Origin of the sequence: Rhodanobacter ginsengisoli (assembly GCF_042657065.1) — a bacterium.
Taxonomy (GTDB): Bacteria; Pseudomonadota; Gammaproteobacteria; order Xanthomonadales; family Rhodanobacteraceae; genus Rhodanobacter; species Rhodanobacter ginsengisoli.
In genome coordinates this window covers 1,079,124-1,101,636 of sequence record NZ_JBHSNF010000001.1, presented here as the reverse complement: position 1 = coordinate 1,101,636, position 22,513 = coordinate 1,079,124, and the positions used below count along the sequence as shown (strand labels likewise).

General features: G+C 66.6%; 25 protein-coding genes and 1 riboswitch. Of the genes, 16 read left to right on the top strand and 9 right to left on the bottom strand.

Translation table 11 applies throughout. The features are described from left to right. Positions 1–144 precede the first annotated feature (144 nt). The 3 genes from ACFPPA_RS04855 to ACFPPA_RS04845 form a co-directional block, all read right to left on the bottom strand. Positions 145–1,512 (bottom strand): SRPBCC family protein, encoded by a 1,368-nt coding sequence (locus ACFPPA_RS04855; RefSeq protein ID WP_377317794.1) that lies wholly within the window; start codon positions 1,510–1,512, stop codon positions 145–147. Between the two features lie 233 nt (positions 1,513–1,745). Beyond that, the gene (locus ACFPPA_RS04850) at positions 1,746–2,387 is read right to left on the bottom strand and encodes a response regulator (RefSeq protein WP_377317792.1); all 642 of its coding nucleotides are present in this window, start codon (positions 2,385–2,387) and stop codon (positions 1,746–1,748) included. Positions 2,388–2,495: 108 nt separating this feature from the next. Further along, the gene (locus ACFPPA_RS04845) at positions 2,496–3,719 is read right to left on the bottom strand and encodes a sensor histidine kinase (protein WP_377319454.1); all 1,224 of its coding nucleotides are present in this window, start codon (positions 3,717–3,719) and stop codon (positions 2,496–2,498) included. Between the two features lie 205 nt (positions 3,720–3,924). Here ACFPPA_RS04845 and ACFPPA_RS04840 point away from each other — a divergent pair, with 205 nt between their 5' ends. From ACFPPA_RS04840 to ACFPPA_RS04820, 5 genes are all read left to right on the top strand, one after another. Then, complete coding sequence (locus ACFPPA_RS04840) at positions 3,925–4,545, top strand: GNAT family N-acetyltransferase (protein WP_377317790.1); 621 nt, start codon at positions 3,925–3,927, stop codon at positions 4,543–4,545. Continuing rightward, positions 4,542–5,309 (top strand): septum site-determining protein MinC, encoded by a 768-nt coding sequence (minC, locus tag ACFPPA_RS04835; protein WP_377317788.1) that lies wholly within the window; start codon positions 4,542–4,544, stop codon positions 5,307–5,309. The genes ACFPPA_RS04840 and minC overlap by 4 nt, the downstream gene beginning before the upstream one ends. A 37-nt stretch (positions 5,310–5,346) precedes the next feature. After that, a complete protein-coding gene (gene minD / locus ACFPPA_RS04830) occupies positions 5,347–6,162 on the top strand; it encodes a septum site-determining protein MinD (protein ID WP_377317786.1) in 816 nt (271 codons plus the stop codon). Positions 6,163–6,167: 5 nt separating this feature from the next. Next, positions 6,168–6,452: a cell division topological specificity factor MinE gene (gene minE, locus ACFPPA_RS04825; RefSeq protein WP_377317784.1), complete on the top strand. Its 285-nt coding sequence runs from the start codon at positions 6,168–6,170 to the stop codon at positions 6,450–6,452. 101 nt (positions 6,453–6,553) lie between these two features. Continuing rightward, positions 6,554–7,063 (top strand): hypothetical protein, encoded by a 510-nt coding sequence (locus tag ACFPPA_RS04820; protein ID WP_377317782.1) that lies wholly within the window; start codon positions 6,554–6,556, stop codon positions 7,061–7,063. Positions 7,064–7,074: 11 nt separating this feature from the next. Here the strand turns inward: ACFPPA_RS04820 and chaB are convergent, their stop codons facing one another. Continuing rightward, positions 7,075–7,302: a putative cation transport regulator ChaB gene (chaB, locus tag ACFPPA_RS04815; protein ID WP_377317780.1), complete on the bottom strand. Its 228-nt coding sequence runs from the start codon at positions 7,300–7,302 to the stop codon at positions 7,075–7,077. A gap of 293 nt (positions 7,303–7,595) precedes the next feature. Between chaB and ACFPPA_RS04810 the strand changes: the two genes are divergently transcribed. Beyond that, the gene (locus ACFPPA_RS04810; protein WP_377317778.1) at positions 7,596–8,747 is read left to right on the top strand and encodes a DUF2235 domain-containing protein; all 1,152 of its coding nucleotides are present in this window, start codon (positions 7,596–7,598) and stop codon (positions 8,745–8,747) included. Positions 8,748–8,765: 18 nt separating this feature from the next. On the opposite strand, the gene ACFPPA_RS04805 is transcribed toward ACFPPA_RS04810, so the two are convergent. Further along, entirely contained in the window at positions 8,766–10,034 is a 1,269-nt protein-coding gene (locus tag ACFPPA_RS04805) for a multidrug effflux MFS transporter (protein WP_377317776.1), read from the bottom strand. 78 nt (positions 10,035–10,112) lie between these two features. After that, positions 10,113–10,217: riboswitch (Fluoride riboswitch) on the top strand. A gap of 71 nt (positions 10,218–10,288) precedes the next feature. Between ACFPPA_RS04805 and crcB the strand changes: the two genes are divergently transcribed. From crcB to ACFPPA_RS04785, 4 genes are all read left to right on the top strand, one after another. After that, on the top strand, positions 10,289–10,675 hold the full coding sequence (gene crcB, locus ACFPPA_RS04800) for a fluoride efflux transporter CrcB (RefSeq protein ID WP_377317774.1): 387 nt from the start codon (positions 10,289–10,291) through the stop codon (positions 10,673–10,675). A gap of 13 nt (positions 10,676–10,688) precedes the next feature. Next, positions 10,689–11,027 (top strand): DUF190 domain-containing protein, encoded by a 339-nt coding sequence (locus tag ACFPPA_RS04795; RefSeq protein WP_377317772.1) that lies wholly within the window; start codon positions 10,689–10,691, stop codon positions 11,025–11,027. Positions 11,028–11,076: 49 nt separating this feature from the next. Continuing rightward, complete coding sequence (gene cfa, locus ACFPPA_RS04790; protein ID WP_377317770.1) at positions 11,077–12,195, top strand: cyclopropane fatty acyl phospholipid synthase; 1,119 nt, start codon at positions 11,077–11,079, stop codon at positions 12,193–12,195. Between the two features lie 161 nt (positions 12,196–12,356). Continuing rightward, positions 12,357–13,232 (top strand): TraB/GumN family protein, encoded by an 876-nt coding sequence (locus ACFPPA_RS04785; RefSeq protein ID WP_377317768.1) that lies wholly within the window; start codon positions 12,357–12,359, stop codon positions 13,230–13,232. A gap of 13 nt (positions 13,233–13,245) precedes the next feature. Here ACFPPA_RS04785 and ACFPPA_RS04780 read toward each other — a convergent pair whose 3' ends face one another. Both ACFPPA_RS04780 and ACFPPA_RS04775 read right to left on the bottom strand, forming a co-directional pair. Then, positions 13,246–14,247, bottom strand: coding sequence for an aldo/keto reductase (locus tag ACFPPA_RS04780; protein ID WP_377317766.1), 1,002 nt, complete (start codon positions 14,245–14,247; stop codon positions 13,246–13,248). A 5-nt stretch (positions 14,248–14,252) separates the two neighbouring features. Further along, positions 14,253–15,152: an EamA family transporter gene (locus ACFPPA_RS04775; RefSeq protein WP_377317764.1), complete on the bottom strand. Its 900-nt coding sequence runs from the start codon at positions 15,150–15,152 to the stop codon at positions 14,253–14,255. Between the two features lie 93 nt (positions 15,153–15,245). On the opposite strand from ACFPPA_RS04775, the gene ACFPPA_RS04770 reads away from it, so the two are divergent. The 5 genes from ACFPPA_RS04770 (at position 15,246) to ACFPPA_RS04750 (ending at position 19,744) form a co-directional block, all read left to right on the top strand. Continuing rightward, a complete protein-coding gene (locus tag ACFPPA_RS04770; protein ID WP_377317762.1) occupies positions 15,246–15,725 on the top strand; it encodes an Lrp/AsnC family transcriptional regulator in 480 nt (159 codons plus the stop codon). A gap of 142 nt (positions 15,726–15,867) precedes the next feature. Beyond that, on the top strand, positions 15,868–18,108 hold the full coding sequence (gene parC, locus ACFPPA_RS04765; RefSeq protein ID WP_377317760.1) for a DNA topoisomerase IV subunit A: 2,241 nt from the start codon (positions 15,868–15,870) through the stop codon (positions 18,106–18,108). A gap of 101 nt (positions 18,109–18,209) precedes the next feature. Beyond that, positions 18,210–18,653 carry a hypothetical protein gene (locus tag ACFPPA_RS04760; RefSeq protein WP_377317758.1) on the top strand — a complete coding sequence of 148 codons (444 nt, stop codon included), beginning with the start codon at positions 18,210–18,212 and terminating at the stop codon, positions 18,651–18,653. Positions 18,654–18,681: 28 nt separating this feature from the next. Further along, complete coding sequence (locus tag ACFPPA_RS04755; RefSeq protein ID WP_377317756.1) at positions 18,682–18,981, top strand: biotin--protein ligase; 300 nt, start codon at positions 18,682–18,684, stop codon at positions 18,979–18,981. Then, positions 18,968–19,744, top strand: a complete 777-nt coding sequence (locus ACFPPA_RS04750; protein ID WP_377317754.1) for a lipoate--protein ligase family protein — start codon at positions 18,968–18,970, stop codon at positions 19,742–19,744. Before ACFPPA_RS04755 ends, ACFPPA_RS04750 begins: the two co-directional genes overlap by 14 nt. 22 nt (positions 19,745–19,766) lie before the next feature. Here the strand turns inward: ACFPPA_RS04750 and ACFPPA_RS04745 are convergent, their stop codons facing one another. Beyond that, entirely contained in the window at positions 19,767–20,255 is a 489-nt protein-coding gene (locus ACFPPA_RS04745; protein WP_377317752.1) for an NUDIX hydrolase, read from the bottom strand. A gap of 154 nt (positions 20,256–20,409) precedes the next feature. Between ACFPPA_RS04745 and ACFPPA_RS04740 the strand changes: the two genes are divergently transcribed. Then, entirely contained in the window at positions 20,410–21,438 is a 1,029-nt protein-coding gene (locus ACFPPA_RS04740) for a GlxA family transcriptional regulator (RefSeq protein ID WP_377317750.1), read from the top strand. A 29-nt stretch (positions 21,439–21,467) separates the two neighbouring features. Here the strand turns inward: ACFPPA_RS04740 and ACFPPA_RS04735 are convergent, their stop codons facing one another. After that, positions 21,468–22,490 (bottom strand): GlxA family transcriptional regulator, encoded by a 1,023-nt coding sequence (locus ACFPPA_RS04735; protein ID WP_377317748.1) that lies wholly within the window; start codon positions 22,488–22,490, stop codon positions 21,468–21,470. Positions 22,491–22,513: the final 23 nt, after the last annotated feature.

Here is a 22,513-nt window from a genome sequence, read left to right as displayed (position 1 = left end):
CAGATCGCCCTGCAATGTACCGCAAGACACCGGCAAAGTTCGGTTTCGGCCGATGTCGCCGACGTGCGTGAACCGCCGGGACTGCAAAAGAAAAGGCCCTTCCTTGGAGGAAGGGCCTTTCGATCTGCCGCAACCGCGATCGGTTTATTCGGCGGCGCTGGCACCCGGGGCGGGTGCTGCGCTGCTGGCCGGTGCCGGTGCCGATGAGGACTCGGCTGGGCCCGCCTCTTCCAGCGTCGGTGGCTGGATACCAGCCTCCTGCTCGGGGGTCTGTGCCGGCGCATCGGTGATCGGCAGGTAGACGTCGTACTTCGCGTAGGTCGTGATGTTGCCGCCGGCATCCTTCACCTCGGGCTTCACCTCGATGTCGTAGGCCCGATTGACCACGTCATCGAACTTGTAGCCGTGGGTCTGGGAGTAGGCCTTGAGCATGTCGCGGGTCTGCGGCACGCCGGCGAACGTGCCGTTCCAGACACCCTTCAGCGCCGCACCGCCAAACGCCAGCGTGGCGCGCACGTCGCCGTCCACCACCAGACGACCGTAGCGATCACGGCTGCCTGCGGCAAGGCTTGCACCCGTGCTGGCAGCCTTCGCCGAGCTGCTGGCTTCAGCCGGCGCAGCGGTGTCCAGCGAAGGCGGGGTTGCCGCGGTCAGCTGCTCGCTCTGGCCATTGACGGTCAGCGTACTGGAATCGATCGGCAGGGCCACATCGAAGCTGTACGTCTGGTCACCGTAGTTGGTGGTGATCAGGATCCGCGGACCGGTCACGTTGACGCCAAGCTTCTTGGCGGCAGCCTGGATCTCGGTGATCGCCTTGCTGACGGCGTCATCCAGGCCTTCCAGGCCCTCCTTGCGGGCGATCGAGGTCGACACCAGCAGGATCGGGGTCGGCTGCGTCTGTTCGATGTACGGAACCAGCTGGCTGTAGTCGATGTTCGGTACACCGGCCAGCACGTTCTGCAGGTTGTTCAGGCTGGACTGGATGAACGTATCGGGATCGCCGTGGATGTACAGGTTGGCGAAGCGGTTGACCAGGTTCCAGCCATAGGCCACGTCATACGACCAGGTCACCTGGGTCAGCTGCCCGCGGCTGCCCTTGCGCTCCAGATCGAGCGTGAAATGCTTGTCCAGGCCGCGCCAGCCGTTGTCCAGGTTCCAGACGATGCTGGCATCCTTGGTGTTGCTGTCGATCTTGTCGAATTCCGGAGTGGCGCTGGCGATGGTCAGGCCGCCGTTGCCGAGCTTGGGGTCGGAACCGACCCAGCTGATCTCGGCACCCGGGCCGTAGGCCTTGCCGGAAAACGTGAACTGCACCGAGGGATCCAGCGCACGCAGCACCGAGTAATCCGGAAACCGGCGGAAGTTGTCCACCATGTCATAGACCTGGCGCATGTCCTTGCCGATATCCAGCTGACGCTCCACATGACCGCTGCCGGGCATGACGACGGCCGCCAGGACACCGAGCGCCACAACGATGACCAGGGCAACAAGAAATTCAAAGACACGCATCATTCCAGAGTTCTCCGAAGCGTCTTTACGCCTACCTAAAGATGTCGCCCCAATCGCCGCAAGAGCCTGCCCGGAGGGCATGACAGGGGGTCGGCAAATGCCGAAGCTACGGATGTTACTTGCTCGCGGGCTGGAACGCCATCGGCTGAAGCCGGTGGGTCGGTAGAGCCGGAAACGGCCCGCCCCAGGCTACCGAATATCGCGATAGCGGATGGATTCCCGCGGGTCGGCCGGGATCACACGATCCCCATCTCCAATGCCTTCAATACGGCACGGGTGCGGTCGCGCACACCCAGTTTCGACAGGATGTTGGAGACGTGGTTCTTCACCGTGCCCTCGGCGACTTTCAGCGAGTTGGCAATTTCCTTGTTGCTGTAGCCACCGGACAGCAGCCGCAGGATCTCGGTCTCGCGCTCCGTCAGCGGATCGGGCTGCTCCAGGCTGGTGAAGTGGTTCTGCATCCGCGCCACACCTGCCATCAGGCGCTGCGTCACCATCGGCGCCACCAGCGAGCCGCCGGCCGCCACCGTACGCACCGCCTCGACCAGTTGCTCCAGCGAGACGTCCTTCAGCAGATAGCCGCGCGCGCCGGCCTTGAGCCCCTGCAGCACCAGCTGATCGTCGTCGAAGGTGGTGAGGATGATGGTGGGCGGCAACTCGTTGCGCGCGGACAACGCCTGCAGCACTTCCAGTCCGCTCATGTTCGGCATGCGCAGGTCCAGCAACACCACGTCGGGCTTGATCCGCGGGATGTCCACCACGGCCTGCGCGCCATCGGCGCACTCGGCCACCACGCGAATATCTTCGGCCAGGTCCAGCAGCGAGCGAACTCCCTGCCGCACCAGATTCTGGTCGTCGACAAGACAAACGGAAATCATCGCGAATCCTCGGGCAAACATGACTCAGGGAGCGCCAAAAGGGAAACGGACATCATGCGTCGTTCCCCACGACGACGCATTTTTACACACCGGATCCGGCCGCCCACATTACGACACATTCAGGGCCGGCGGTTCAAATCGCGAGGGTGCATGGGCCAGCGCGGTGTGTTCGCCCAGCGGCAGCCTGACCGTCAGCGCAAAGCCGCGGCTCAGGCCGGTGTCCAGCGTGACACTGCCGCCGAATTCGGCCAGCCGCTCGCGCATGCCGGACAGACCGTTGCCCGGCTGGATCTGATCGGCGCCACGGCCATCGTCCCGTGCATGCAGGCCCAGCAGGCTGGCGTCGGCGTAGGCGAAATTCAGCCACAGGTTGCGCGCGCCGGCGTGCTTGGCGGTATTGGTGATGATTTCCTGCGCACAGCGCAGCAGCACCTGCGCCCGACGCGGATCCTCCACGCTGAAACGCGGCGGCATCACCACATGCACGTTCAGTCCGGGAACCCCGTCGGTGAGGCTGCGCAGGGCCTGGGTCAGGTCGATCGCATCGTCCTGGCGCAATTCGCTGACCACCTCGCGCACGTCCGCCAGCAGCAGCCTGGCCGTGCTCTGCGCCTTGCGCACATGGGCAGCGGCGGACTCGTTGGTGAGATGGCTGGCGACTTCCAGATTCAGGCTCAGTGCAGTCAGATGATGGCCGATCAGGTCGTGCAGGTCGCGCGCGATGCGCATGCGCTCGGCGATCCGGCTGGACTCGGCCAGTAGTGCGCGGGTGGCACGTAGCTCGGAGTTCAATCGGCGCTGCGCCTCACGCTGCTCGGCTTGCTGGCTGGCCACCGTCGAGGTCACGAACACCAGCACCGAGATGCCCAGATAGATGCTGGCCTGCAGGAAGCCCAGCGCCACGCTGTGGTCGTATTCGGGGAACGTGGCAAAGATCGCGACCAGACTCAGATGCTGCAGCACCAGCCAGAAGGCGGCGAGCCAGAACGGCAGCAGCCATGGCAGCACCAGCGAAGCGACCACCATCAGCATCGCCGACAGTCCGCTGTGGCTGTACCAGCCGACCGCCACCGCCGCTGCGGTCATCAGCGCCAGCCCCAGCAATTTCAGGATCGGGTAACGGCGCGAACCGAGATTGCTGGTCAGCATCCAGTACATCAGGCCGAAGACCAGGTAGCACAGCGTCCACAACAGCAGCGAGAAATTCGGCCGTTGCAGCTGATTGAGCCGTTCGGTGGCCCAATTCGTGATCAGCGGCGTGCCCACCGACAGGTAGGTGAAGAAGCCCGCGTAGCGAAGCAGGCGGATGTGGTTGAAGAATGACCAGCGCATGTCGCGCATCATTGGCCGTACGGCGGTTTCGCGCAATGCGCGAGAAGTCATGCCCTGCCTGCACGGGGCCTGCGGAAGGTTGCTTTACAAAGCCTTTACAAGTGTCGTCGCCGGATGTACGGACCACGGTCGCATGGCATAATGCGCCATCGTGCGAGGTCGATCCGTCGGCCTTGTCCCTGTATCCACCATTGCGGAGCAACGAATGGCCCTTGCCATCCGCGACGTGCGCGAGCACGACCTGGATGCCGTGCTGGCGCTCAACAACGCCGCCGGCCGCTCCATCCTCGCCCTCGACGCCAGCCGGTTGCGCTACTTCTTCGAGCACGCCGACTATTTCCGCGTGGCCGAAATCGACGGTCATCTCGCCGGATTCCTGATCGCCCTGCGTGAAGGGGGGGACTACGAAAGCCCCAACTACCGCTGGTTCGCGCAGCACTACCCGGAGTTCGTCTACATCGACCGCATCGTGATCGCGAATGCCTATCGCCGTCATGGCCTCGGCCGCATTTTCTATTGCGACGTGCACAGCTACGCCGAAGTCCGCGTGCCGCTGCTGACCTGCGAGGTGTTCCTGGAACCACGCAACGACGTGGTCGTGCTGTTTCACGGCACCTACGGGTTCCAGGAAGTCGATCAGCAACAGATGGGGACGGACGGCCCGCAGGTCAGTCTGCTGGCCAAGGACCTGCCGAGCTACGCCTATGTTCGCGACACCTGGCTCGAGCACGGCGGCCTGCCGGACGTGCCGTGGCTGGCCGAGCGCGAGCGCGCCGTCGCGAATGATCCCAACCAGCGCCGCCTCGCCGGAGAGCGGCATCCGTGAACGCAAAAATGGATACCAACGACGCCTGCGACCTGCGCTTCGGCCAGGTCGGCATTGCCTGCGTCCGGGTGCGCCGGGTCGATGCAGCCGCACTTTGTGACGAACTCGAGCGCCGCGTGCGTGCGGCGCCACAGATGTTTGCCCGTGCCGCGGTGGTGCTGGACCTGAGCCACCTGCTCGACCTGCCCGATGATGGTGCCGTCGATGCCTTGCTCGAGGCGGTGCGCAGCGCCGGGATGCTGCCGGTAGGCCTGGCCTACGGCACCAGCGAGACCGAGGCGCTGGCCAAGCGCATGGGCCTGCCGCTTATCGCCAAGTTCCGCGCCGCATACGAACCTGCCGCTGGCGGTCCGGCAGCCGACGCACCCACACCACGCGCAGAGCCCGCTGCCCCGCAGCCCGAGCCGATCCTCTCGGCCCCGGCACCCGGCAGCATGCAGGGGGCCCAGCACCATGTCGGCTCGGTGCGCTCGGGCCAGCAGATCTATGCACGCGACCGCGACCTGATCGTCACCGGGGCCGTGGCCAACGGTGCCGAAGTGATTGCCGATGGCAACATCCACATTTACGGCGGCCTGCGCGGCCGTGCCATGGCCGGCGCCCAGGGCGACGCCAAGGCGCGCATCTTCGTCTCCGACTTCCGCGCGGAACTGGTGGCGATCGCCGGGCAATATCGTGTTTTCGAACAGATTCCTGACGACCTCGAAGGCCAGTCCGTGCAATGCTGGCTGGAAGGCGAAAAACTGTTGATCGCCAAGCTGTGATTACCTACAACAAGAACAATCATGCGGAGATGGGCCCTTGACTGCTGAGATTATCGTTGTCACTTCCGGCAAAGGCGGCGTCGGCAAGACGACGACCAGCGCCTCGCTCGCCACCGGCCTGGCCATGGCCGGCAAGAAAGTCGCGGTGATCGACTTCGACGTCGGCCTGCGCAACCTGGACCTGATCATGGGTTGCGAGCGGCGCGTGGTGTATGACTTCATCAACGTCGTGCACGGCGAAGCCACGCTGAAGCAGTCGCTGATCAAGGACAAGCGCCACGACAACCTGTTCGTGCTGGCCGCCAGCCAGACCCGCGACAAGGACGCCTTGACCCAGGAGGGCGTCGAGAAGGTGCTCGACGGCCTGTCCGAGGACGGTTTCGACTACGTCGTGTGCGACTCGCCGGCCGGCATCGAGAAAGGCGCCCATCTGGCGATGTACTTCGCCGACCACGCGGTCGTGGTGGTCAACCCCGAGGTCTCCTCGGTGCGCGACTCCGATCGCATCCTGGGCCTGCTCGCCAGCAAGACCCGGCGCGCCGAGCGCGGCGAGGGTCCGGTCACCCAGCACCTGCTGCTGACCCGCTACAACCCTGCCCGTGTCGCCATCGGCGAAATGCTCAGCGTCAAGGATGTCGAGGAAATCCTCGGCATCGAGGTGGTCGGCGTGATCCCCGAGTCGGAAAACGTGCTGACCGCCTCCAACAACGGCATCCCGGTGATCGTCGATGTCAATTCACACGCCGGTCAGGCCTACAGCGACACGGTGGCTCGCATCCTCGGTGAAGAACGCCCGTTGCGCTTCATCGACGTGCCCAGGAAGGGCTTTCTCCAGCGCGTCTTCGGAGGTTGATCACGATGGGTATTCTTGATTTCCTGAAGCGCAAGCCGGAAGCCACCGCCACGGTGGCACGGGAACGCCTGCGCATCATCGTGGCGCAGGAGCGTTCCAGCCGCGGCGCGCCGGACTACCTGCCGATGATGCGCAACGAGTTGCTCGAAGTGATCAAGAAGTATGTCCACGTCGATCTCGATGCGATCAACATCAACTTCGAGCGCGACAGCGGCCATGAGATTCTCGAGCTCTCGGTCACCCTGCCGGATGGCAAGCAGGCGGCCAAGGACGAGGCCAAGACCGGCTGAGCGTTCCCGCACCGTTGTCGCCGCATGATCGGCCGGGCGAGCAGGTGTCGCCCGGCCCCGTTCTCCCGCCTCACCGACCTGTGCGCACCGTGCGCAAGCCCATGCCTTCCCCCACCGCCCCCCATTCCGAGTCCAGCGACCTCGCCGCCACCGTCATGCGGGTCGGCCAGATCGGATTCGACGCGCCCGCCGCCCTGCTCGCCCGCTTTGACCTGCAGTTGCAGCGTGTCCCTGCGGGTGAAGCCATACCCGGCAGCTTCTGGGGCGACGAGGAGGCCGGCATCATCGGCAACACCGTCTACGCGCGCGACGACACCCCGGTGCATTCGCTGCTGCACGAGGCAGGGCATCTGATCGTGCTGCCGGCGGAACGGCGCCTGCGCGTGCATACCGACGCCACCGACTCGATCGAGGAGGAGGATGCAACCTGCTATCTGCAGATCGTGCTGGCCGATCAGCTGCCCGGGGTGGGACGCGAGCGGCTGATGACGGACATGGATGCCTGGGGCTATTCGTTCCGGCTCGGCTCGACGCGGGCGTGGTTCGAGCGGGACGCCGGCGAGGCCAGGGAATTTCTGCAGGCGCGCGGGCTGATTCCGGCCACGCCCTGATCGGGCGTCGGCTAACTCGCGTGCCAGTTGCCGTCGTCGCCCTTGCGGTACTTCTTCTTCACTGCGGCCCAGGCGACCTTGTGCGCAGCCTCCTCGCGCGACTCATCGCCGCGCCGATCGTCCCTGTCCGCATACGCATCCCATGCGCCGTTGAATGCGCCCCGGTAAATTTCCTGCGCGTGTTCGGGCAGGTGAGCGCGCACGGCATCCGGCAGCTCGCTGATGGTCTTGTACGGCATGGCATGGCTCCTTCGGACAGATGGTGGGCCGGTCGGCATGGCAACCGCACGCGTACCTTCCATCGTGCCCGGTCAAGCGCCCGTCAATTCCGGGTGGACCGGGGGCCCAACGACCCGCCCGGCATGGCCGACCGCTCACGAGCCGATGCCGTCACCACTTGTCCGGCGAAATGCGGCAAGCCGGCAAGCCCGTCGAGGCGGCCCGCAACCGGACCTGAAGCACTGGCCTCGCGGTCCGGCCCGACCTAAAGTCGGCTCGAGGCGATCCCGACCGCATCGCGCTGGAGCGCACCATGGCCACCCGAAGGCTTGTGCTGCTGTTCGACGGCACCTGGAACAAGCCCGAGTCGAACACCAACGTGGAACGCCTGCGCCGGTGGATCGCGCCGCGCGACCCCGCCGGCACCGGGCAGCTCGTCAACTACATCCCCGGCGTCGGCGTGTCGCGGGGCCTGGCCCATCTGCTCGGCGGCGCGTTCGGCTACGGCCTGTCCGGCAACGTGCTCGACGGCTATCGCTGGCTGTGCGAGACATGGCAGCCCGGCGACGAGCTCTACCTGTTCGGCTTCAGCCGCGGCGCCTACACCGCGCGCAGCCTAGGCGGCCTGATCCGCAAGTGCGGTCTGCTCCGGCGCCACGCCGACGGCAGCGTCCCGGGGGCCGACATCTCGCATGCCTACGATTTCTACCGCGACGTCGCCAGCAAACCGGATGATCCGGCCGCCGTGGCTTTCCGCGCCGGCCATTCGATCGAGGTCGAGATCCACTTCATCGGCGTATGGGACACGGTCGGCTCGCTCGGCATTCCGGATACCGCCTCGTGGTTTCCCTACGCCCGCTCGCACTACCAATTCCACGACACCGAACTCAGCAAGATCGTCAAGTACGCCTATCAGGCACTGGCGCTGGACGAACATCGCCCCGACTTCGCCCCGACGGTATGGACGCGAAATCCCTACACGCTGAAGCCCGGCGAGACGCTCACCTCGAAGAAGCTCGAGCAGATCGAGATCGAGCAGCGCTGGTTCATCGGTTCGCATGCCGATGTCGGCGGCGGCAACGCGCGCGACGGCGCGGGGCGCCGCCCCGATCCACTGCCCGACCTGCCGCTGGCATGGTTGCAGCGCAAGGCCGTCGCCGCAGGGCTGGCCTGCACGGAACTGCTGGTTCCCGCCAGCGACGCCTGCACCGGCGTGCCGCGCAATTCGTACGCGGAATTCATGGGCGGCATCTACAAGGAATTCAAGCCGCCGTTCGATCGCATGCTGGGCAACGGCGTCAACGAAAAAGTGGACGACTCGGTCTGGCATCGCTGGCTCGCCGACGCCGGCTACCGTTCGCCCTCGCTGGTCAGGGCGCTCGCCCGGGCGACCGTCCTGATGTCGGTGGATGCCGTCGTGCCGGACTCGACGAACCACCCTGCCCGGCCATCGCCACCCGCATGACGCGCCTTGCTCCAGGCGTCAGCGCGGCTCGACGATCTCGGTCTGCATCACCACCCCGGCATCCTGATTCGCCAGCGACTGCTCCAGCGGGCGCCGGGTGATGCTGCAGTAACGCCACCACGCCGCCGTGCCGACCAGGGTCAGCGCCGAGGCACCCAGTGCCAGATGCATCATGCTGGCGGACAGCAGCGGCGACAGCACGCCGGCCACCACACTGCACAGCAACAGGCTGGCGAAGGCCTGCACCGACGAAATCCCGCCGCGCTGGTTCGGAAAGCGATCCAGCAGCAACAGCGTCAAGGTCGGAAACGCCAGTTGCACCCCGATGCCGTGCAGGATCAGCGGCAGCATCGACCATGGCAGGCTGGGCTGCGGGAACGCCCACGCCAGCGCGAGGTGCGCGGCGCAGGCCAGCAACAGCGCGGCATAACCCAGGTTCAGGGTGAAACGCACGCTGGCGTGCCCGGCCATCCGGCCGGACAGCCACGCGCCGCCGACCAGGCCGGTCACCACCGGGACGAACAGCCAGGGAAACCCCTGTGCCGACAGGTGCAACAGCCCGCGCACGATGCGCGGAGCCGAGGCGATGTAGAGAAACAGCCCGGCAAAGTTGACCGAGCTGGAAATCAGCAGCGGCCAGAACACGCGATCGCGGTGGAACGAGGCGTAGCTCGCCAGCAGGTGCCGTGGCGCGAACCGGGTGCGGCGCTCCGGCGGATGCGTCTCGTCCAGCAGCAACAGCAAGGCCAGCGACAACAGCGCGGTGAATCCGGTCAGCACCCAGAAGATGCCGTGCCAGCCGCTCAGCGCCAGCAACTGTGCGCCGACCATCGGAGCGATCACCGGGGCCACCCCGAAAATCATCATCACCCGCGACATCATCTGTTGTGCGGCGGCACCCTGCAGGCTGTCGCGGATCAACGCACGCCCGACCACCAGACCCGCTCCCGCGCACATGCCCTGCAGGCCGCGGCACGCCAGCAGCATGGCGAACGAGGTCGACGATGCCGCACCCGCCGAAGCCAGCGCGTACACCAGCATGCCGGTGATGATCACCGGCTTGCGTCCGATCGCATCGGAGATCGCGCCGTGAAACAGGCTCATCGCCGCGTAGGTGACCAGGTACACGCTGATCAGCTGCTGCAGCGCGGCCGCATCCACGCCGAAGTGCGTGCCGATCAGCGGGAACGACGGAAACACCGCGTCGATCGAGAACGGGCCGATCATCGACAGCGCGGCCAGCAGCCAGGGCAGGCTGCGCCGCACGGTGCGATGGGTTGGGTTCATGGCGTCCGGGATCAGTGCGACAAGGCCATGCAGTATAAGGCCCCGGCTTGACGGCAAGGCAGGCAGATCGACTAGGATGGCCGCACGGGAGATGGCATGCCTCCTGCTCCGGGATACCTCCGAGCGCCTGGAACAAACCACCTCACGTGCCATCGCGACGAGGTTGATGATGCCTGCACCACCGGCTTCCGGCGGCGCAGGCGTGGCTGCCGCCGCGGCAACCGGACACCTCAGTTCTGTCAGGAGACGTGCTCGTGGGCTATACCGGATTCGTTGCAATAGGGCTTGGCGGAGCCGTCGGATGCTGGCTGCGCTGGGGATTGGGTTTCCTGCTCAACCCGTTGTTTCCCACCCTGCCGCTGGGCACGCTGGCCGCCAACCTTACCGGCGGATTGCTGATGGGCTGCGCGCTCGGCCTGTTCAGCCATTTCCAGGCGCTTTCGCCGGAACTGAGGCTGTTCGTCATGACCGGCTTCCTGGGTGGCCTGACCACGTTCTCCACGTTCTCGGCCGAGGCCACCACGCTGCTGTTGCGCCAGCAGTACCTGTGGTTCAGCGGGCACGTGCTGGTCCACGTCACCGGTTCGCTGGCGATGACCATCGTGGGCCTCGCTCTTACCCGCAACGTGCTGCGCCACTGATCCGGAGAAGCGCATGAACCAGGAGACGCTGCAGCAAGGCGTACATCTGTATTTCTACTGCCACCTGCGCGCCAGGCACGACGGCATGCTGCTGTCCGAATGGCTGCTGACCCAGGCCCGCCACCACGGCATCGGCGGCGGCTCGGCGTTCCGCGCGATCGCCTGCTTCGGACGCCATGGCGTATTGCACGAGGAACAGTTCTTCGAGCTGACCGACGACCTTGCCGTCAAGGTCGAGTTCCTGCTGCGCGAGGAACAGGCCGAGCAACTGCTGCAGGTAGTTCGCGACGCCGGGGTGGACGTCGTGTATGCGCGTTCGCCGACCAGCTTCGCCGTGCTCGGCAAGAGCTAGGCCGTACCGGCGGCATTCTCTCCCCTCCCCTTCCAATGCGAGGCAAGGCATGAGTCAGGACGATCTGAAGAATCGCGCCAGCGAGCTGCTGGAACAGGCCGGCATCCGCATCGATGGCGACTCGTCGATCGACCTGCGTGTGCACGACGAACGCCTGTATGCCCGGGTGTTCGCCCATGGCTCGCTCGGTCTGGGCGAAGCCTACATGGATGGGTGGTGGGACGCCGACGACCTGCCCGGCCTGTGCACGCGACTGCTTACCGCGGGACTGGATCAGGAACTGAAGACCCTGGACACCCTGCTCGCCCATCTCAAGGCCCGCTTCATCAACCTGCAGCGCGGCGAGCGCGCGTTCGAGATCGGCAAGGTCCATTACGATCTCGGCAATGACCTGTTCCAGGCGATGCTGGGGCGTCGGCTGGTGTATTCCTGCGGCTACTGGGCCAGGGCCGACAACCTAGACGATGCCCAGGCGGCCAAGCTCGACCTGGTTTGCCGCAAGTTGCAGCTGAAGACCGGCCAGCGCGTGCTGGACATCGGCTGCGGCTGGGGCGAGGCGCTGAAATACGCAGCCGAGCGCTACGGCATCGAGGGCGTCGGCATCACCGTGTCGCAGGAGCAGGCCGACTACGCACGCGAGCTGTGCGCCGGCCTGCCGATCGAGATCCGCCTGCAGGATTACCGCGACATCAGCGATCACTTCGACGCGGTCTATTCGATCGGCATGTTCGAGCACGTGGGCGGCAAGAACTACCGCACCTATTTCGAGACCGTGCGCCGCTGCCTGAAGGACGACGGGCTCTCGCTGCTGCATACGATCGGCAGCAACAGCGCGCCGGCACAGACCGACGCGTGGATCGAGAAGTACATCTTCCCGAACTCGATGATCCCCGCCGCCAGCCAGGTCGCCGCCGCGCTGGAGGACCTGTTCGTGGTCGAGGACTGGCACAACTTCGGCGCGGACTACGATCGCACGCTGACCGCGTGGCAGGCCAACATCGATGCCGCCTGGCCGGCCCTGTCGACCCGCTACGACGAGCGCTTCCGGCGCATGTGGCGTTACTACCTGGCCGTTTCCGCCGCGGTGTTCCGCAGTCGCCGCGACCAGCTGTGGCAGATCACCCTGAGCCCGCGCGGCGTCCCCGGCGGCTATCGCGTGCCGCGCTGACGGCCTGCGCGCCCGCCGCGGGAATCGGGACGCCGACATGGTGCGCAGGCTCCACGCCGGTCCGCACGACGCGCTCATGACGCCGAAGCCGCCGTGGCCCCGACCGCATCATCATCGAACCGGGATTGAATTCGGTCGTCGCTTGCCGTGACACTGGCGGCATGAAACCCACCCTGCACGCACGCCTGCTGATCTGCCTCGTCCTGCTGCTCGCCAGCCTTCCGGCCCTGGCGAAACCCGCGCTGTGGGTGGTCAGGGACGCCGACACCACGATCTACCTGTTCGGGACCGTGCACCTGCTGCCGAACGACACCGCGTGGCACTACCCGGCGCTGGACCACGCGCTGTCGGACAGCCGCACGCTGTACATCGAGCTGACCGACGACGACCAGGCCAACATGGCCGCGCTGGTGATGCGCTACGGACTGGACGCGGCGCATCCGCTCACCGACCTGCTCGACCCGTCGGAGTTGCGCCGGCTGAAGACGGCGGCCGATCTGGCCGGCGTGCCGGGCGGCATGCAGACGCTCGGCATGATGCGGCCATGGCTGGCCGCGCTGACCCTGGCAACGGCGCCGCTGCTCAAGGCGGGACTGGATCCGCAGCACGGCGTGGACAAGCAGCTGACGGCGCAGATGCTCGGGGCCGGCAAGCCGGTCGTCGGACTGGAAACGGCAGAGCAGCAGATCCACTTTCTGGCCGACATGTCGCAGCCGGTGCAACTGGCCTTCCTGCGTTCGGCCGTGCGTGAAGCCGGCAAGGCACCGACCGAGCTCACCGAACTGGTCGACGCCTGGAAGACCGGCGATACCGCCGGGATCGCCCGGATTGAAGACGAGGACATGCGGCAGAAGGAGCCCGCGCTGTACAAGCGCCTGCTGGTGCAGCGCAACCAGACCTGGGCCGGGAAGATCGCCGCCATGCTGCAGCAGCCCGGCACCGTCTTCATCGCCGTCGGCGCCGCCCATCTGGCCGGACCGGACAGCGTGCAGGCGCAACTCGAACGGCTGGGCGTGGCGGTCGAACGCACCCCGTGACCACCCGGCCCGATCAGTCGTCTACCCCGGGCACGGCGATGCCGGCGACGGCGTGCGGAACGTACCGGGCCTCGAGCGCCTCGATCTCGTCCGGCGGCAGGCGAATCGCCACGGCGCCGACCGCTTCCTCCAGATGGTGAAGCCGGGTGGCGCCGATGATCGGCGCCGTCACCGGCGACCGCTGCAGCAGCCACGCCAGCGCGGTCTGCGCGCGCGTCACACCGAGCCGCGCGGACACTTCGCCGACCCGCTCCAGCACCCGCCGATCCGCCTCCTGGCTCGCGGCATACACCCCGTCGCCCCACGGATCGGAGGTGCCGCGCACGGTACTGGGCGCGTCCTGCCACGGTCGCGCCAGCCGACCACGCGCCAGCGGGCTCCACGGCACCACGCCGATGCCCTCCGCCGCGCACAGGGCGAGCATCTCGCGTTCCTCCTCGCGGTACAGCAGGTTGTAGTGCGGCTGCATCGCGACGAAGCGCGTCCAGCCATGCCGATCGGCGGTGTATAGCGCCTTGGCGAACTGCCATGCCATCATCGACGAGGCACCGAGGTAGCGCGCCTTGCCGGCCTTGACCACGTCGTGCAGTGCCTCCAGCGTTTCCTCGATCGGCGTGTGCCGGTCCCAGCGATGAATCTGGTAGAGGTCGACATGATCGGTGCCGAGCCGGCGCAGGCTGGCGTCGATCTCGGTCATGATCGCCTTGCGCGACAGGCCGCCACCGTTCGCATCGGCGCGCATCGGATAGAACACCTTGGTCGCGATGACGACTTCCTCGCGCCGGGCGAAGTCGCGCAGGGCCCGCCCCAGCACGCGTTCGCTGTCCCCGCCCGAATACATGTTGGCGGTATCGAAATAGTTGATGCCCAGCTCGAGCGCCCGCCGGATGAACGGCCGGCTGTGCTCCTCGTCCAGGTGCCAGGGTCGCTCGCCCGGCGTCACTTCATAGCTCATGCAACCCAGGCAGATGCGCGAGACCCTGAGACCGGATTTGCCAAGTCGGACGTAGTCCATCGGAATCACCTCGTTGTCGTGATGCGTGAACGGCCCTGCCGCATCGGCCCGGCCTCGCGGTGGATCGCGATGCCGGCGGCCACCAGCGCGATGCCGATCGTCTCCAGTCGCGTGGGCAGCTGATGCAGCACGACGACACCGATCAGGCACGCCGTGGCCGGCAACAAGGCCAGCAGCAGGGCGAACGTGGCCCGCGGCAGCCGTGCCATCGCCAGTTGGTCGCATACGTACGGTATGACCGACGAAGTCACGCCAACGCCGATGCCGGCAGCGAGCAGGCGGGGATCGGCCAGCGCCGGCAGGGCCGGCCGGAAGCCGATCAGCGTGGCGACCACCAGCGCCACCGGCATCGCCGCGGCCAATCGATCGATGCCCGTGCCACTGCCGTCGGCCGCGGCCCGATGGCCAAGCACGATGTACAGCGTGAACAGCGCGCAGTTGGCGAACGCGAACGCGAAACCGAGCGGCGTGCCGGCGAGGCGCAGATGGGTCAGATACCACACGCCGGCGATCACCAGTGCCAGCGCCACGGTGTTGCGCTGATTCCGCAGGCCGGCCAGCGCCAGCGCGATCGGCCCGAGGAACTCGATCGCGCCGACCGTCGCCAGCGGCAGGCGATCGATCGCCAGGTAGAAGCACGCGTTCATGCAGCCGAGCACGAGGCCCAGCGCCAGGATGTTCCAGCGGGCTGCCGCGCCCTGCTGGAGGAAGTGGCGCCATGGCCGCCGCCACGCGACGAAGATCAGCGCGGCGCTGGCGATCCGCAACCAGGCGACACCGAGCGGTTCGACGCGGGCGAACAGCAACACGGCGAACGCCGGGCCGAGGTAGTGGAAGATCGCGCTGACCAGGAAATACGACGCGGGCGGCAGTCGATCGGAAGGGCTTGCAGGCTGGCTATCCATGCTTTCTATTTTGCGAATATCCGGTGCAACATCCATACAAAGTCCAAGGTCATGGCGGAAAGTTATCGATCTTTTGCAAGCCAGGTGAACGATATGTCTCAGATTTCAAATCTGCTCTCCGATCCACGCAATATCGCCCTGCTGCAGGCACTGCAGGAGGATCCGCGTCAGCCCGTCACGCGACTCGCCAGCCAGATCGGCATGTCGGCACCGGCGGTGAAAGAACGCCTCAACCGGCTGGAGGAAACCGGGGTCATCCGCGGCTATCGGCTTGAACTGGACCCGAAGGCACTGGGCTGGCCGATCACCGCCTATGTGCGGGTGCGCCCGATACCCGGCCAACTGCAGAAAATTGCCGAACTGGCGCAGAAGATGCCGCAGGTCGCGGAATGCCATCGCGTGACCGGCGAGGACTGCTTCATCCTCAAGGTGCATCTGGATGCGCTGGAGCATCTGGACCTGATCCTCGACCGCTTCCTGCGCTACGGCCAGACCACCACGTCCATCGTGCAGTCCACTCCGGTGCCGCTGCGGGCGCCGCCCTTGCCTGCCAGCGGCCGCACCGGCCCGTGACCGCCGACCAGCGCATCCCCGGCCCGGCCGGAAACCGCCGCCAGGCACGAATTGCGATTCCGCAAGCTGTCCCGAGCCCGCACGTTCTGGCACCATCGACCGGCTATCCGCGCGCCGCGCGCCACTTTCCAGATGTAACCGCATGAACCTGCAAGCCAATTACGAACAGATCCCGCTGAAGGAATACGCCGAGCGGGCCTATCTCGACTATTCCATGTACGTGGTGCTGGACCGTGCCCTGCCATTCGTGGGCGACGGGCTGAAGCCGGTGCAGCGGCGCATCATCTACGCGATGAGCGAGCTGGGCCTGGCCGCCACGGCCAAGCCGAAGAAATCGGCGCGCACCATCGGCGACGTGATCGGCAAGTTCCATCCGCACGGCGACAGCTCGTGCTACGAGGCGATGGTGCTGATGGCGCAGCCGTTCTCGTACCGCTATCCGCTGGTCGACGGCCAGGGCAACTTCGGCTCGCCGGACGACCCCAAGAGCTTCGCGGCGATGCGCTACACCGAGAGCAAGCTCAGCCCGATCGCCGAGGCGCTGCTGGGCGAACTGGGCCAGGGCACGGTGGACTGGGTGCCGAACTTCGACGGCACCATGGACGAACCGAGCTGGCTGCCCGCGCGCGTGCCGCACGTGCTGCTGAACGGCTCGATGGGCATCGCGGTGGGCATGGCCACCGACATCCCGCCGCACAACCTGCGCGAGCTGGCCAGCGCCTGCATCCGCCTGCTGGACGACCCCGACGCCACCGTCGCCGACCTGTGCGAGCACGTGCGCGGCCCCGACTACCCGACCGCGGCGGAGATCATCACCCCGCGCGCCGACCTGCTGGCGATGTACCAGAGCGGCGGCGGTTCGGTGCGTGCCCGCGCGGTGTACCAGCGCGAGGAAGGCAACATCGTGATCACCGCGCTGCCGCACCAGGTCAGCCCGTCGAAGATCCTCGAGCAGATCGCCGCGCAGATGCGCGCCAAGAAGCTGCCGATGATCGAGGACCTGCGCGACGAGTCCGACCACGAGAACCCGATCCGGCTGGTGATCGTGCCGCGCTCCAGTCGCGTCGATGCCGACGAGACCATGCAGCACCTGTTCGCCACCACGGATCTGGAAAAGAGCTTCCGCGTCAATCTCAACATGATCGGCCTGGACGGCCGCCCCCAGGTGAAGGATCTCAAGCGCATCCTCGGCGAATGGCTGGCGTTCCGCACCAGTACGGTCACCCGCCGCCTCGAGCATCGCCTGGCCAAGGTCGAGCGCCGCCTGCACCTGCTCGAGGGCCTGCGCATCGCGTACCTGAACCTCGACGAGGTGATCCGCATCGTCCGCACGGAGGACGAGCCGAAGTCCGTGCTGATGGCCCGCTTCAAGCTCAGCGAGGAGCAGACCGACTACATCCTCGAAACCCGCCTGCGCCAGCTGGCGCGGCTGGAAGAGATGAAGATCACCGGCGAAGCCGACCAGCTGGAAGAGGAGCGTGCCCGCATCAACGTGCTGCTGAAATCGCCGGCCAAGCTGAAGAGCCTGATCAAGGACGAACTGCGCGCCGACGCCGAGAAATTCGGCGACGATCGCCGCTCGCCGCTGATCGAACGCGAAGTGGCGCAGGCGCTGGACGAGAGCGCCCTGGTCGCCAGCGAGCCGGTCACCGTGGTGCTGAGCCAGAAAGGCTGGGCGCGTGCCGCCAAGGGCCATGACATCGACGCCGACGGCCTCAACTATCGCGAGGGCGACAGCCTGCTCGCGGCGGTGAAGGCACGCACCACCCAGCAGGTGGCGTTCATCGACTCCACCGGCCGCAGCTATTCGACCCCCGCCCACACGCTGCCTTCGGCCCGCGGCAACGGCGAGCCGCTGACCGGCCGCTTCAGCCCCGGCACCGGCGCCAGCTTCGATGCGCTGATCGCCGGGGACAACGACACCCGACTGGTCCTGGCCACGGATTTCGGCTACGGCTTCGTCACCCGCTTCGAGTCGCTGACCGGCCGCAACAAGGCCGGCAAGCAGATCATCAGCCTCAGCGACAAGGCGAAGGTGCTGGCTCCCCAGGTCAGCGCCGACCCGGCGCGCGATCGCATCGTGGTGGTCACCACGGAAGGTCACCTGCTGATGTTCTCGGTGGCCGAGCTGCCCGAACTGGACAAGGGCAAGGGCAACAAGCTGATCGAGATACCCAAGGCGAAACTGGTGGCCGGCGACGAGCGCGTGGCCGGCGTGGCGGTGGTCAGCGAGGGCAAGGGCGAAGTCACCCTGTACGCCGGCCAGCGCAAGCTGACGCTGAAGTGGTCCGACCTGGTCGAGTACGGCGGCACCCGCGCCACCCGCGGCGGCCTGCTGCCGCGCGGCCTGCGCCGGGTGGAGCGGATCGAGACCACGGCCTGAGCGGTGGCCAGGAACTTCCGGCCGGGCGGCCTTTCAAATGCCGGTGTGCACGCCACCCCGGCATCGCGCGTTTGGCACGTCATATCTGCGGAGTTCTGAACATGAAACGGCTAATCGGCGTCATCTCGGGAAGTCTGCTGGTCGGCTCGGTCTGGGCACAGGCCGCGAGCCAGCCCCTCAACCTCAAGTTGCCAGCCGGCGACGCCATGCCACCCAGCGACCTGCCCGCTTCCAGCGCCAGCAGCGCGAAACCCGCAGCCAACCCGCCGGGGGTCTACTACGGCGATACCAGCGGCAGGATGGGCAACACCGGCGCGGTCGCCCGCGCCACCGATTGCGATGATTCCACCTACAATCAGCCGCAGGTGCACGGCGCGGTCAGCACCGGCGTGATGAGCGGCAGCCACATCGGCACCGGCACCTTCAACGCCGGGGAAGTCAACGTGACCAAACGCTACGGCAGTTGCGACGACCCCAGCGGCGGGGTCAGTTTTTCGATCCGGGTCGGCGAGAGTGATTTCCATGGTCGCGGTCGCGGCCACTGACCGACGGCGACGCCCAGGGGGACAACCGATGCACGGCGAATACAAGATGCCCGCCGGAAAATTGATCGTGATCGACCTCGATGTGCAGAACGGCCTACTGGCCGGCGTGCGGCTGAGCGGCGATTTCTTCCTCGAGCCCGACAGCGCGCTGCAGCGCATCAACGCCGCGCTGGAGGGACAGTCGGAACATGCCGACGAGGCACGACTGGCCCTGGCCGTACGCGAGGCGCTGCCCGCCGACGTGATGATGTATGGCATCTCGCCGGAGGCCATCGCGGTGACCGTGCGTCGCGCCGTGCACTGGGATCCCCCGCGTGATTCGCACTGACTGGCGCGACCACGACTGGCAGCTGATCCATGCCGCGCCGCAGTCGCCGTCGCTGCACATGGCACTGGACGACTTGCTGATCCACGAGGTCGGCGCCGGCCATCGCGCGCCGACCCTGCGTATCTGGGAGTGGGCCGCGCCGGCGGTGGTGATCGGTCGCTTCCAGTCGCTGCGCAACGAGGTCGACGCCGACGCGGCGCGGCGCCACGGCATCGAGATCGTGCGGCGGGTCAGCGGCGGCGGCGCCATGTTCATCGAACCGGGCAACACCATCACCTACTCGATCTATGCACCGCAGTCGCTGGTCAGTGGCCTGTCGTTCCAGGAGGCCTATGCCTTCCTCGACGCCTGGGTGATCGGGGCACTGGGCGAACTGGGCATCAAGGCGTGGTACCAGCCGCTCAACGACATCACCTCCGAAGGCGGCAAGATTGCCGGTGCCGCCCAGGCGCATCGCGGCGGCGCGGTGCTGCATCACGTGACGATGGCCTACGACATCGACACCACGAAGATGCTGGAAGTACTCCGCATCGGTCGCGAAAAACTGTCCGACAAGGGCACCGCCAGCGCGGCCAAGCGGGTCGATCCGCTGCGCAGCCAGACCGGCCTGCCCCGCGCCGCGGTGATCGAGCGGATGATCGCCCACTTCCGTCATCTGCATGGCCTCGGCGACGACAGCCTGCGGCCTGACGAGCTGGCTCGCGCCGAGGTGCTGGCGCAGGACAAGTTCTCCAGCGCCAGATGGCTGACCGACGTGCCGTAGGTACCACTGCGGATCGGAATCCCTACAGCCGCGTATAGCTCCACGATTGCATGCGACCGTCCCTGTACGGCATCACGCCATGGAACGGGCGCGGATCGGTGTCGAACACCAGCGGCAGGAAATGGCGATCGCCTTCCCACATCGGCAAGGTCATCAGCTGGTCCAGCGCCACCCATTCCAGGGTGCCTTCGGCGTTGCTGGTCAGCGGCGTGCCCGCGTAGCGGTCGATCACGAAGATGAAGCCGAGCCAGTCCTCGCCCTGCTTGCCGAAGCCGGGCCAGTTCAGCGTGCCGCGCAACTGCATCGACTCGCAGGTGATGCCGGCCTCCTCCAGGATCTCCCGCTGCATGCACGCGGCGATGTCCTCGCCCGGCTCCATCTTGCCGCCCAGCCCGTTGTACTTGCCCAGATGCTGGTCGTCCGCGCGCGCGTTGCGGTGGATCATCAGCACCTGCTGGCGATCCGGCGACAACACATAGCCCAGGGTGGCGACGATCGGGGTGTAAGGCATCGGAAATCCGCGGCAAAAGTCCAAGTTTAACGCCAGCCGGAAGCCACCGGTTGCCGCGGGCGCGGTCGGGCGACGGCATGGGACCGGTCCGCCCGTGGCGGAATTTGTGGGATAGTGATTTTTCGGCGATCCCGCCGCAGCCGATGCACCGACGATGACCCGCCAACGCCCTGCCGAACCGCTCTTGCATCCACCGGCCCGCACGCCGCATCGGGTCATCATGCTCGGCTACCCCGACGCACAGATACTCGATATCACCGGACCCCTGGAGGTCTTCGGCCGCACCGCGCGCTGGCTGCAGGACAAGCACATCAGCCGGCAGCCGGCCTACACGATCGAACTGGTGGCGCCGGAGCCCGGAGCCTTCGTGCTGTCATCCGGCATCCGCATGATCGCCGAGCGCAGCTACCGCGAAGTCACCCGCGCCGACACGCTGCTGATCGCCGGCGGCATCGGCTGCTACCGCGTCATGCAGGATCAGACGGTATTGCGCTGGATCCGCCGCATGGCGCCGCGCGTCACCCGTCTGGGCTCGGTCTGCAGCGGCGCGTTGATCCTGGCGGGCGCCGGCCTGCTGAGCGGGCGGTCCGCCACCACGCACTGGGACTACACCGACAAGCTGCGCCGGATCGACGACTCGATCAGCGTGCAACCGGATGCCATCTATGTCCGCGACGGCAACCTCTACACCTCCGGCGGCGTGACTGCCGGCATGGACATGGCGCTGGCCATGGTGGAAAGCGACTGGGGCCAGCCCACCGCGCTGGCGGTGGCCCAGGAACTGGTGATGTTTCTCAAGCGTCCCGGCGGCCAGTCCCAGTTCAGCGCGCAGCTGGCCGCGCAGTTCAGCGAGGACGACAAGCTGCGCGAACTGCAGCTGTGGATACTCGATCATCTGGACCAGCAGCTGAGCGTACCCCGGCTGGCGGAGATGGCCGCCATGAGCGAGCGCAATTTCGCCCGGCGCTTCGGTGCCAGCGTGGGCATCACGCCGGCGCAATACGTCTCGCGCGCCCGGCTCGAAGCGGCCCGACGGAAACTCGAGGAAACCGATCTGCCGGTCTCCGGGGTCGCCCGGCGCTGCGGTTTTGGCGCGGATGAAACCATGCGCCGGGTGTTTGTCGCGGAGCTGGGCGTATCGCCCAGCGACTACCGCGAGCGATTCCGCAGCAGCGCCGGCTGAATCGGCGCGACTGCGCGGCAGTCAGGACTTCACTGGCTCGTGCCGGCGGCCTTGACGAGGGTCAGTGACGTCGATTTGCCGTCCTGCACGAAGTTGCCGGTCGCGCCGTTGCCGCCCGCGTCCATCTGCCCGGTGAACGTGGCCGGATGACCGGGAATGGCGAACGAAACGCTCAGCTTGCCATCCGCCTGTTGCGCCGTGGTGGGAACGCCGGCAACACCTTGCGCCGGGAAGTCCGTGGTGATCGTGTTGCTGGCGCCGCGGGTCACCAGGTGCACCACCACCGTGCTGTCGGGCGACAGCTTGCCCGACCAGTCCTGGCGCTTGACTGACGTGGTCATTTCGGAAATGCCGTGATTGGATTTCCAGCCGGCGCCCTGGTACTCCATGTAGTTCGCGGTCTTCTGCGCCACCGCCTGGCCGAAATAATCGGCCACGATATGCAGCGACAGATCCACCCCCGAGGTCAGCCCGCCCGCGCTGAAGGTGATCGGATCGGCCTCGACATAGCGCACCTCGCGCACCAGCTTCACGTCGGGAAACTTGCGCGCGAAGTCGCCGAAGTACCAGTGGTGCGTGGTGGCCTGCTTGCCTTTCAACAAGCCGGCCTCGCCCAGTTTGAACGCACCCGTGCAGACCGACATGATCAGCTTGTGCCCGGCATGGATTTTCTGCAGCCACGCACTCAGCCCCGGGCCGCCCGACTGCGCACCGACCACCACGATGTCCGGAACCGGCGCGTCGGCAAAGCTGTAGTCCGGCGTGATCGTCATGCCCGGGTGGTTGCTGCCGGTGGTGTGCAGCGGCTCCCTGGTCGGCGCCACGGTATACAGCTCGAACGGCATGATGTCGTTGCCTTGACCGTCGTCCAGCATGGTGTCCTGGAACACTTCCCAGGGTCCGGCAAAGTCGATCACCGTCGCGCGCTCGCTCAGCACCACGGCCACCTTGATCATGCCGTTCCTGGCCGGGGTCAGCTTCCCGGGCGTGGCCGCCAGGGCATTCAAGGCTGGCAACATCGCCAGCAGTGCAATCAGGCTGAAGGCTTTCATGAAGGTGCTCCGAAATCGTGGGA

What these genes read in the sequence shown, in the direction of transcription:
- ACFPPA_RS04855 (WP_377317794.1), bottom strand. Translation starts at nt 1,512, where the DNA reads ATGATGCGTGTCTTTGAATTTCTTGTTGCCCTGGTCATCGTTGTGGCG.
- ACFPPA_RS04850 (WP_377317792.1), bottom strand. Translation starts at nt 2,387, where the DNA reads ATGATTTCCGTTTGTCTTGTCGACGACCAGAATCTGGTGCGGCAGGGA.
- ACFPPA_RS04845 (WP_377319454.1), bottom strand. Translation starts at nt 3,719, where the DNA reads ATGCGCTGGTCATTCTTCAACCACATCCGCCTGCTTCGCTACGCGGGC.
- ACFPPA_RS04840 (WP_377317790.1), top strand. Translation starts at nt 3,925, where the DNA reads ATGGCCCTTGCCATCCGCGACGTGCGCGAGCACGACCTGGATGCCGTG.
- minE (WP_377317784.1), top strand. Translation starts at nt 6,168, where the DNA reads ATGGGTATTCTTGATTTCCTGAAGCGCAAGCCGGAAGCCACCGCCACG.
- ACFPPA_RS04820 (WP_377317782.1), top strand. Translation starts at nt 6,554, where the DNA reads ATGCCTTCCCCCACCGCCCCCCATTCCGAGTCCAGCGACCTCGCCGCC.
- chaB (WP_377317780.1), bottom strand. Translation starts at nt 7,302, where the DNA reads ATGCCGTACAAGACCATCAGCGAGCTGCCGGATGCCGTGCGCGCTCAC.
- ACFPPA_RS04810 (WP_377317778.1), top strand. Translation starts at nt 7,596, where the DNA reads ATGGCCACCCGAAGGCTTGTGCTGCTGTTCGACGGCACCTGGAACAAG.
- ACFPPA_RS04805 (WP_377317776.1), bottom strand. Translation starts at nt 10,034, where the DNA reads ATGAACCCAACCCATCGCACCGTGCGGCGCAGCCTGCCCTGGCTGCTG.
- ACFPPA_RS04795 (WP_377317772.1), top strand. Translation starts at nt 10,689, where the DNA reads ATGAACCAGGAGACGCTGCAGCAAGGCGTACATCTGTATTTCTACTGC.
- cfa (WP_377317770.1), top strand. Translation starts at nt 11,077, where the DNA reads ATGAGTCAGGACGATCTGAAGAATCGCGCCAGCGAGCTGCTGGAACAG.
- ACFPPA_RS04785 (WP_377317768.1), top strand. Translation starts at nt 12,357, where the DNA reads ATGAAACCCACCCTGCACGCACGCCTGCTGATCTGCCTCGTCCTGCTG.
- ACFPPA_RS04780 (WP_377317766.1), bottom strand. Translation starts at nt 14,247, where the DNA reads ATGGACTACGTCCGACTTGGCAAATCCGGTCTCAGGGTCTCGCGCATC.
- ACFPPA_RS04775 (WP_377317764.1), bottom strand. Translation starts at nt 15,152, where the DNA reads ATGGATAGCCAGCCTGCAAGCCCTTCCGATCGACTGCCGCCCGCGTCG.
- ACFPPA_RS04770 (WP_377317762.1), top strand. Translation starts at nt 15,246, where the DNA reads ATGTCTCAGATTTCAAATCTGCTCTCCGATCCACGCAATATCGCCCTG.
- parC (WP_377317760.1), top strand. Translation starts at nt 15,868, where the DNA reads ATGAACCTGCAAGCCAATTACGAACAGATCCCGCTGAAGGAATACGCC.
- ACFPPA_RS04760 (WP_377317758.1), top strand. Translation starts at nt 18,210, where the DNA reads ATGAAACGGCTAATCGGCGTCATCTCGGGAAGTCTGCTGGTCGGCTCG.
- ACFPPA_RS04755 (WP_377317756.1), top strand. Translation starts at nt 18,682, where the DNA reads ATGCACGGCGAATACAAGATGCCCGCCGGAAAATTGATCGTGATCGAC.
- ACFPPA_RS04745 (WP_377317752.1), bottom strand. Translation starts at nt 20,255, where the DNA reads ATGCCTTACACCCCGATCGTCGCCACCCTGGGCTATGTGTTGTCGCCG.
- ACFPPA_RS04740 (WP_377317750.1), top strand. Translation starts at nt 20,410, where the DNA reads ATGACCCGCCAACGCCCTGCCGAACCGCTCTTGCATCCACCGGCCCGC.
- ACFPPA_RS04735 (WP_377317748.1), bottom strand. Translation starts at nt 22,490, where the DNA reads ATGAAAGCCTTCAGCCTGATTGCACTGCTGGCGATGTTGCCAGCCTTG.